Annotated in this window: 4 protein-coding genes; 2 read left to right on the top strand and 2 right to left on the bottom strand. The window is 77.1% G+C overall.

Annotated elements, in window-relative coordinates; all coding sequences use genetic code 11:
• Nucleotides 1-928 (bottom strand): PP2C family protein-serine/threonine phosphatase (locus ABD308_RS36120; RefSeq protein ID WP_425554944.1); only part of this gene is annotated, 928 nt, incomplete at its 3' end.
• A gap of 15 nt (nt 929-943) precedes the next feature.
• On the opposite strand from ABD308_RS36120, the gene ABD308_RS36115 reads away from it, so the two are divergent.
• Entirely contained in the window at nt 944-1,459 is a 516-nt protein-coding gene (locus tag ABD308_RS36115) for a class I SAM-dependent methyltransferase (RefSeq protein WP_344344404.1), read from the top strand.
• A gap of 36 nt (nt 1,460-1,495) precedes the next feature.
• Entirely contained in the window at nt 1,496-1,945 is a 450-nt protein-coding gene (locus ABD308_RS36110; protein ID WP_344344402.1) for a GNAT family N-acetyltransferase, read from the top strand.
• A gap of 10 nt (nt 1,946-1,955) precedes the next feature.
• On the opposite strand, the gene ABD308_RS36105 is transcribed toward ABD308_RS36110, so the two are convergent.
• A complete protein-coding gene (locus ABD308_RS36105) occupies nt 1,956-3,095 on the bottom strand; it encodes a hypothetical protein (RefSeq protein ID WP_344344400.1) in 1,140 nt (379 codons plus the stop codon).
• Between the last annotated feature and the right edge of the window lie 181 nt (nt 3,096-3,276).

The following is a 3,276-nucleotide window of genomic DNA, read 5'->3' as shown; positions in this document are numbered from 1 at the left end:
GTCCGCCCGCGGTGATCAGCGGCAGGTCGAGCGCCGTCGCGGTGCGGGCGTCGTCCTCCTGGTCCGCGGCCGCCGGCGGGTCGATCGGCAGCACGGCGACGGTGATGTTGTCGTGGCCGCCCGCCGCGACGGCGAACTTCACCAGGTCCTGGGCGGCGGCCAGCGGCTCGGTGCGGGCGTCCGGCCGGACCCGGTACGCCAGGTCGGTGGCGGCCTCGGCGTAGTTCCACAGCCCGTCGGTGCAGACCAGCAGCACCCCGGGGTAGTGCGGGGTGAAGCCGATGACGTGCGGCACGACCTCCTCGGCGTCGGCGCCGAGCCAGCCGGTGATGGCGTGGGCGCGCGGGTCCGCGTACGCCTCGGCCTCGCCCATCAGCCCGGCCTCGACCATCCGGGCGGCCCAGGAGTCGTCCTGGGTGAGCCGGAACGGCACGGCGGCGGCCCGGTCGTCGGGGATCCAGTAGGCCCGGGTGTCGCCGACCCAGCCGATGGTGATCCGGCCGCCGGCCGCGATGGCGCTGACGTAGGTGCAGGCGGGCGCGTTGACGTCGGGCCGGCTCGGCCGGGTGCCGTCGGTGGCGAGCGCGGCCACCGCGCCGGCCGCGTCGGCGATCGCCCGGCGCATGGCGGTGGTCGGGTCGGTGCCCGCCTCCAGGGAGCTGAGCAGCGACTCGGAGGCGGCGTCGACCGCGGTCTCGGAGGCCTGGTCGGGCCGGTCGGAGGAGGAGACGCCGTCGCAGACCACGGCGACCACGACCGGCTCGCCGCCGGGCAGGGAGGTGGCGGCGACGGTGAAGGAGTCCTCGTTGCGGTGGTGGCGCACACCGCGGTCGCTGACCCCGGCGACGCCGGCCAGCGCCTTCTCCATGTGGTCCCGGGGGCGAGGCTGGGCGCCGCCGCAGGCCTCGCAGTAGCCGTCGGCGGTCACCTGGTGGAGTCCGCAGTGCGCGCAGGCGGCCGCGCTCGGGGTGCCCTGGCCGCCCGGGCCGCCATGGCCGCCGCGATGGCGGCCCGTCCCGACCTCTACCCCGCCCGCCGGTTCCGCCGGCCGGAGCACTACCTGCGCGGCTGGGACCGGGCCCGCCGCCTCTTCGCGGCCGACCGCGCCGCCCACCCCGGGCAGTACGTCGCCGCCGCGCTGCCCCGGCTGCCCTTCGCGGACGGCGCCTTCGCCCTCACCCTGAGCGGCTACCTGGTCTTCGCCTACCCCGAGCTGTTCGGGCCGGAGCGGCAGCTGGCCGCGCTGGCCGAACTGGTCCGGGTCACCGCCCCCGGCGGCGAGGTCCGGGTCCACCCGCTGTACGACGGCGAGGGCCGCCGCACCGCCGGCCTGGACGCCGTCCGCCGCGCGCTCGGCGAGCGCCGGACAGCCAGCGAGATCCGGGTGCTGCCGTCGGCCGACCGGGACGGGCGCGCCCGGCGGGTGCTCGTGCTGCACCGGGTGGGCCACCCCCGGTAATGGTCACTGAGCTGGTTCACTCCTATACTCGCCGCCATGACCGAGACGTTGATCAAGCCGGCCGCGGCCCAGGACGCCGACCGGCTCACCGCCCTGATCCAGGACTGCTCCGCCTACCGCGGCCGCTACGCGCCGATGATCGCCGGCTACCGGGTGACGCCCGAGTACCTGGCCCGGCACGAGGTCCACCTCGCCGTCCGCGCCGCCGACGACCGCCTGCTCGGCTTCTACGCGCTGATCACCGACCCCGCCGAACTCGACCTCATGTTCGTCGCCGACGAGGCCCAGGGCCTCGGGACCGGCCGCCGGCTGATCACCCACCTGCTCGACCGCGCCCGCGCCATCGGCGTCACCGGCGGCGTCCGGGTGGTCTCCCACCCGCCCGCCGAGGCCTTCTACCTGCGGATGGGCGCCGAGCGGGTCGGCACCTTCCCGGCCCGCCCGCCGATCGGCTGGGACCGGCCGGAGCTCCGCTTCACCGTCTAGGCCCGTCCGGCTAGGCCTTCTCCCCGGACGCCGGCTGCGGCTGTGCCGGCGGCTGCGCCGGCCCGCCCTGCTGCTGCGGCAGGAACACCGGCGCCTCCAGCCCCGACAGGATCTTCTCCGCCAGCCAGCTCCGGTCCGAGCCGAACGGGATCCCGTCCGGCGCCATCAGCCGCCCCGCCACGGTGTCCCGCAGCAGCCGGGCCTCCTCGGCCGGCAGCCGGGACATCAGCCCGCGCGCCGCCAGCAGCGCGTGGTACTGCTCGAACCCGGAGCGCGGGTGCTCGATCGCCTCCCGCACGCTCGCGAGGTCGGCCAGCGCGGGATCGCCCTGCATCAGGGCCAGCGCCTGGATCCGCCGGCCCTCCGAGCCGTCCGCGAACAGCTCCCGCACCTGGGAGGCCGTCAGCGCCGACCGCCGGGCCGTCGACCGCACCTCGGCCACCACCCGCTCCGGCCCGGCCGCGCGGTCCACCGGCAGCATCGAGCCGGGCAGGTCGTCCGCCTTCCCGGTGCTGGTGCCGATCAGGCCCAGGTGCTGCATCGCCCGCATCCGCAGGTCGTCCGCACCGACCTTGTCGCCCTTGCGGTCCCGGTCCTGCCCGGCCAGGAAGAGGTCCAGCGCCTGGTCCGCGTCGGAGAGCACCCGCGGCAGCGCCAGCCGGGTCAGCAGCCAGCCCGACAGGAACCCGAGCAGCAGGAAGTAGAGGACCAGTGCCGCCGCGAACGGCGCCGTGCCCGCGCCCCCGCCCAGGGCCGGGGCGAGCGTCGTGCCGAGCCGGTCGAGCCGCTCGCCGAGCGAGCCGAGCTGGGTCAGCCCGACGCCCAGCAGCACCTTGGTGAGCCAGTCGGAGACCTGCTCCAGATTGGTGTTCGGCGCGTACGAGCCGTGCGACCCGTCGTCCCCGGCACCGCCCGGGCCGCCGGAGCCGGCGCGGACCCGGGGCACCCCGAACAGGAACCCCAGCGCGCCGCCGACCAGTGTCGCCGCGCAGGCCACCACCAGTCCGCCGCCCAGCGCCTGCCAGGGGTGCGGGCGTCCCAGCGAGAACAGCGCCAGCCCCAGCAGCCCCGTGCCCAGCAGGGCCCCGGCCGCCGTCCGCCGGGCCGTCCGCATCGCCGCCGCGCCGCCGGCTCGTCCTGTCGTCGCCATCGCCCACCACCCCCAGTGCCCGCACCCCACCCCTGCGGAGCGCGCGCCGACTCTAGCGGGGATGCCCCCGACGCCGAGGGCGTGATGCCCCGCCGGGCCCGCGGACACACCCGGACGGACCTGCCCGAACCGCCAGGACCCGCCCAGGCCGCCAGGACCCGCCCGGACCTTCGCGACGGCC

The organism is Kitasatospora putterlickiae, assembly GCF_039527695.1.
Taxonomy (GTDB): domain Bacteria; phylum Actinomycetota; class Actinomycetes; order Streptomycetales; family Streptomycetaceae; genus Kitasatospora; species Kitasatospora putterlickiae.
This window is presented reverse-complemented; position numbering and strand designations above follow the sequence as displayed.

Excerpts from the sequence above, each read along its gene's own strand:
- ABD308_RS36110 (WP_344344402.1), top strand. The coding sequence starts at position 1,496 with ATGACCGAGACGTTGATCAAGCCGGCCGCGGCCCAGGACGCCGACCGG.
- ABD308_RS36105 (WP_344344400.1), bottom strand. The coding sequence starts at position 3,095 with ATGGCGACGACAGGACGAGCCGGCGGCGCGGCGGCGATGCGGACGGCC.